A 5,940-nucleotide genomic window follows, 5' to 3' on the forward strand; every position below is an offset into this window, starting at 1 on the left:
AAATGACTTTGACGCCTTCAGGCACTTCAGTAAAATTAGCAACAACATCAAAAAAGTAACCTAAATCATAAATTGCCTGCATGTCTTGCTTTACTTTCTCAGCTGTCAAGGTATCACCCGGTCGGATTGTTACTACACCCATAATAGTGCTTTCGGCAATTTGATTATTGCCTGTCACTGTTACCGACGTAGCTGTCTTGCCCTCAATGTCTGCTGCATACACAGGCAAGACAATGCTAACAGCCATGCTTAAAACAATTGCTGCAGCAATAAATATCTTACATTGTTTAAAAATCTTCATGCGTTACCTCCTCATGGTATTTCATTGTCCACGCAACGATTTTCCGGCTAAACGAATAAGATGGTTGACTTCATCAGGTGTCAAAGGCGCTGCTTGCTCCTGTTGCGATTGGGCTGAAAAGTTAGGTTGTTTATCCGTTGCCGGCGGCGCAGACAACTGTGGTGAGACAGTTGTACGGTCTTTGTCGGCCACAGTCTTCGAGGCACTAGCTTCAGGTGCCGATATCGTTGTTGCTGGTTTCATGACTCCGGCACTCTCATTGAATTGATTGGACCAAGTCTGAGATACCGGGACTGGCGAGTCAGTCTGCAACGGCGGTGCATCTTCTTGGCGGTTTATTCCCCACAAATAACTGGCAGTCAGCCCGCCGACAGCAATGACTAAGGCCAAAACAATCGCCATGCTATGCCGGATAATCGGATACCGATACCGCCAATGCAGGGAACGGTTTGTCTCTTTCGCCCGCGTAAGTTCCGCCTGGGCTAAAAACAAATTAAGCTCACCACGAATATCCCGATCTTTTTCAAAAGCTTCTTCCGCCTTTGAAAGCCACTGTTGCGCTGAGGTTAAATGTTTGGTGATATTTTGTTTACAATCCGCCACATCCACCATCCCCTATTATAAACACTAATTATACTCCTGGGAAGAGGCCAGATTCTGGTTGATGAAAAATGCTAAAAAACAGGTAAATTTTGCAATTAGCCCACTGAGTGTAGTTATTTTAGGGTGTTTATACTAGTTTTCTCTGTTTTTTGATAATCTGTACAAATGCGGCGTATTGACTAACACACGTATCCTTAATGCCGAAAACAGGCAAGCAATGCCCAGATGCTAAGCGCGACGACAGTTGCGCCGCGACACGTATACCATGAGTCACAAGCAAGTGTTTCGAGGAACAACTAAGCAGAAGGGCGTTTATCGTCCATTATCCGACTGATTTCCTACCAGTTGCCCATCAGCTTTGACAGCATCCCCCGCAACCGACGAATCCCCTGCTTTTGCAAACGATAAATATGGGAAACACTTAATTTCATACTTTCGGCCAAATCTTTCGGTTCACAATTTTCAAGATAAACACCGCTTAGTACCTGCTGTTCCCTAACTGGCAGGCGTTCCATAGCCATTCTCAATTCTGCAACCAGGTAGTTTTGCTCAGCTTGCGCTGCCACTTCTGCCTGCGCATCAACCAATGAATCGACAATGGATATTTGGCTGCCATCCTCTGTCGTCATGTCATCCATACACAGCAGACGATTGTCTTCACGCCTTAAATGATCAAGCATCCTCCCTCTGATCCGATGTACAGCAAATAAACTGAAGGCAACTCCTTTGGTATGATCATAATTTTCCACTGCTTCGATCAGTCCGACTGTGCCTTCCTGAATCAGATCCAGCATAACTGTTTCAGGCAAGCGCCAGCGCATGGCGGTTTTGAAGACCAGAGGCTGGTAACTTTCTATCAGACGGCGGCGACAATCAAGGTCGCCGCCCTCTTTATACCCCTGCCATAACGCCATTTCTTCGTCTGGGGACAGTGTACGTATTTTCTTTAATTCAGCCAAATATTCATTAAGTCTCATACAATCAATCCTTTTATGCCATCAGAAAGTATACCTGGTCTCAATAGTAAGCTGCCTTTTCTTCGAGTCGTTGCCGAAGTTGCCGCTTAAGCCGATATGTTTGGTTACATCATAACGAAAACCAAAGCTGTAATTATCCTCCTCATCAAGACCAATACTATAGCTGATTAATAACTTATCTGTAAGATATTTACCAACTTCTACATTATACCCATAAAATTGGTTGTCAGCTTCCTTGCGGCGTGACCGGCTGCTGCTGTAATCAAACAGCGATGACCGCACTAACCGTAATTCGTCAACCCCTAATGTTTCCTGCAAGGCGCTTTCCACCTCAGCAATAAACCGTAGTTGAAGACCGGCATCCAGCAGACTTACAAGCTGGTCGCGTCCCAACGTGCTGTCAGAGGATGATGAATCGGTCTTTGAAAAATAGCTGCCGCGCAAGGTTAGGAGTGATAAAATTTCTTCCTGACTCATAGCAGGTTCTGCAGTCAATTTAAGATCCATAGCCGATAACGGGCCGTTAATGGTTAAGTTAATGGTCGTACGTTCCAGTCTGTTCTTCGCTTGCAGTTTGATGATCGGCTCAATGGAACGAAACTGAATAAATTCTGCACTGCCGCTTAAAATCGTAAAACGATTGGTTAAATACTTAACCGTACCCCGTTTGGCTTCAATCCGGCCCGATGCTGACGGACGTTGTAATGTACCGGAAAATTTCACTTTTCCTTCAGCAAGAAAATCATACAAATAAGGATTATACATCCGGACTTTGTTACCAACAACGATTTCCACATCTAAGCCAGCATCGAAGGCCAGCGCTTCGCCGTCAGGAATAGCAGGAATATTAACGGTCGCATTATTAACCGTCAGTCGGCCATATATATGTGGCTTATTATTCTGGCTGGTCAACGCCAAAACGCCGTCAATAGGACCGGAAAAGTAGTTATGTTTTACACCCAGCCGGTCTAGGACAAGCATGATATCATATTGGGTAAGTTCCAACCCCTGGAGTATCGCTGATCCATTCATCGAGTAAGAACCGCCGCCCATTTTTCCATCAAAGGCATTTATATTTATTGTATCACCTTTGAATTGAATATCAACCCCAACATTTTCTATCGGTTCTGCCAGTGACTTGAGTTTAACAGTACCATTCGTCACCGTTACCTTACCGTCGAGGGTGGGCTGGGCCAATGTGCCGCCAATAGCCAACTCACCGGTTGTCGGCCCGGCTGCCCAAGCCACTTCTTTCGTCAGCAGCGGCAATATGCTCAAATCGGCATTGTCCAACCGCAAGGTAAGATCCATGGTATCAGTAACATCGGCCTGACTGCGGCCCTGACTGTTGAGCGCCCGCAGCGGCACAATACCATAGGCGCTTGCCTTGTATGGTCCACGAGCCACATATAGCTGATTTACATGAATGCTGCCTTGCTTAAAAATTAACAGTCCATAGAGATTGTCAAATTCGGTGTGAGCGATACTGCCATTTTGTACTTCTAGTGATACCGCAACATGGGGATCCTGGGTTCTGCCGGTAGCCTGCGCATTAAAACTAAACGTTCCTTGGGTTTCAACGGTAATATCAAACAGGGCTGTCAAAATACCAATATCAATCGAACGACCGCCTGCTTCTACCTCTATCTCACCATTCAAGTCAGCCTCGCCTCTAACCACAAGCAGACCTTCAGTACCTTGTTTAGCGGTAAAGGTATTGATAGTAATAATCTTATTCTTCAGTTCGGCATCAATGTCAATGCTATCAAGTAAATAATTTTTTATTTTGCCGTCAGTAATAGTGCCCCGCAGCAGGATGTTAGGGTTATGCATACTGCCACTTACAACAATCTCACCGTTAAGCTTACCGCGAATACCGCGCTCCGGCATGTTGGCAATGGCCATAAGGTTAGCGATTTCGCCTCCCTCGGCCCGCAGCAAACCATCAATACCATCGGTTTTCAGGTCAACTGCACCGCTGAAAACATAATTACCCTGACCTTGTGAAAACCGCAGTTCTCTGATATCTGCCTGACCATCTTCATAGCTTAGGTTAGCACTAATATTGTGTACTTCCTGACCATTTATCAATACACCGCTTGCCGTTAGTTGGCCTGTCACTTCAGGACTTGCTATTGTTCCTGTCACCTTACCATTCAAATTCACAATACCTGTTACCGGATAAGGATACTCTATTTTTAGCCTGGTAACATCAATATTTTCAGCCGCCACTGCAAAGTTCAGACTTGCATCAGGCGCTATCGTTCCTGATAGCTTTATTTTGGCAGTAAGCGAATCAACATCTAGGCTGTTTACGGTGATCAGACCATTCTGTAACTGATAGCTGCCTTCGGCTTTCGCAATGAGATACCCCGCTAGGCTGCCTTCCGTTAACTGCACTTTGCCACTGACATCCAAGTTATTTACAGGACCGCGGATTGTCAGTTCATGCTCGATATTACCTGTTAACGCCAGCTTTGGCATAAGTGGACGGGCAAAAGTTTCAGCCCTGGCAGAATGGGTTATAAGCGTAAGGTTGCATTCTGGCTGACTGCTGGTAAAAGCAATGGTACCGGCAAATTCATGCGAAGCAGCACCATGAGTAAGGGTTACCTGCTCAAAAGTTACCACATTCGGCGTAGCTTTAAGTACACCGTGCGCTTGGCCTAATGGCTCCTGATTCATAGTAAGATCCTCAGCATGAAATTGAAGTGCAAGCTGAGGCTGGATAATGGTGCCTGTTACCTGGCCTTGGAAACCAGTTTTTCCGGCAAAACGTACATCGTCTATGGTTGCAAATGGTAATTGTGCCAATTCTATGCCCTGTCCCTCGATCGTCAGGGTAAGCTGGTGAGCTTCGTCAATAGCACCAACGGCCGTAATTAAACCTGACGGCAAAAGAAGATCATATTGCTTAATCTCGGTCGAGCTCCCAATGCGTTCCACCAAAGCAGTCATTTGGGTATAAGGCACACCTGCCATCTGGCCGTCAGCGAGCGTGAGAGCAGCCAAACCGTGGATGGTTTGCCAGTCGGTTCCCTGACCGGAGACAGATAAGCTGACATCCCCTCTACCACTCAGCGCTACAGGCAATTGTCCGATCGCAGCAACATCGATATGAGTAGCTACCAGTTGTATTTGATACTGCTGGCTAACTATGTCCAAAGTTCCTTGTCCTTGTACCTGACCGCCTACCATTTGTGCGTTAAACTGTTCAAGCTGTAATTGATTATTGCCAAAATTAATTTTGGCGTTGGCAGCCTGCAAAGAATAACCTGCGGCAACAGCCTCTTTTGCCGAAACTTCAGCCTCAACTACCGGGTTAGAAAGCGTCCCGGTAACCTCCGCAGAAAATGACAGTATGCCGCTAACTGGCAGGTTATTGCCAATTGTCGCTATATCAAAATGAGTTGATTCAACACTAAGATCAAATACCGGCTGATCACCGCCTATGGCAATTTTACCACGTACGGCGACCGGTTGATTGTTAACACGAGCATTGGTTGCCAGTAAATATACCGTGTTATTCGTAAAGCTTACCCGGCCGTTTGCCGCTGACACATCCATTCCCTGTACCCGGGCAGACAGATCGTGTAGGGAAAATTCTCCGGCAAATGTAAGTCCAGCTGAATTTTTAACAACAGTACATTCTACCATTTCCAGCGTACCATCGGTAAAAATTAGCCCAGTCTTGTCAGGCACTAACTGCTGATACGCTGCCGGCTGCAGCACATCGGCTTTCAGGCTTAATGACATACTTTTTGAGGCCGTATTTATAAATCCTTGGACAGTCACTGGTGAATGGTTGTGACTGGCACTTACCTTTATAACCATAGACTGACTACCTTGAATGTCAAACTGTCCATCAGCCTGAGATATGTCCCAAGTACCTCGCAGGGTTTCAATTCGGACACTGGCGTCTTTAATGACGATTTTGCCCGTAAACGGGGAATCGTTGGCTTTACTTTTCTGGGTTAGATGGACAATATTCCACGTACTATCAGGTTCTTCCACTAACAACACGTCCGGGCGAAAAAGAGTAATTTTCCTGATAGCACT

General features: G+C 45.9%; 4 protein-coding genes. All 4 read right to left on the reverse strand.

Annotation, left to right across the window (positions count from 1 at the left end; genetic code table 11):
* The coding region (locus AC29Z1_RS10260; RefSeq protein WP_488271370.1) for a POTRA domain-containing protein at window positions 1–301 on the reverse strand (301 nt) is incomplete at its 3' end.
* Between the two features lie 21 nt (window positions 302–322).
* Window positions 323–904 carry a hypothetical protein gene (locus AC29Z1_RS10265; RefSeq protein ID WP_488271371.1) on the reverse strand — a complete coding sequence of 194 codons (582 nt, stop codon included), beginning with the start codon at window positions 902–904 and terminating at the stop codon, window positions 323–325.
* Window positions 905–1,242: 338 nt separating this feature from the next.
* Window positions 1,243–1,881 (reverse strand): sigma-70 family RNA polymerase sigma factor, encoded by a 639-nt coding sequence (locus tag AC29Z1_RS10270; RefSeq protein ID WP_488271372.1) that lies wholly within the window; start codon window positions 1,879–1,881, stop codon window positions 1,243–1,245.
* 21 nt (window positions 1,882–1,902) lie between these two features.
* A partial coding sequence (locus AC29Z1_RS10275) for a translocation/assembly module TamB domain-containing protein (RefSeq protein ID WP_488271373.1) occupies window positions 1,903–5,940 on the reverse strand: 4,038 nt, incomplete at its 5' end.

The organism is Sporomusa sp. (assembly GCF_057736855.1).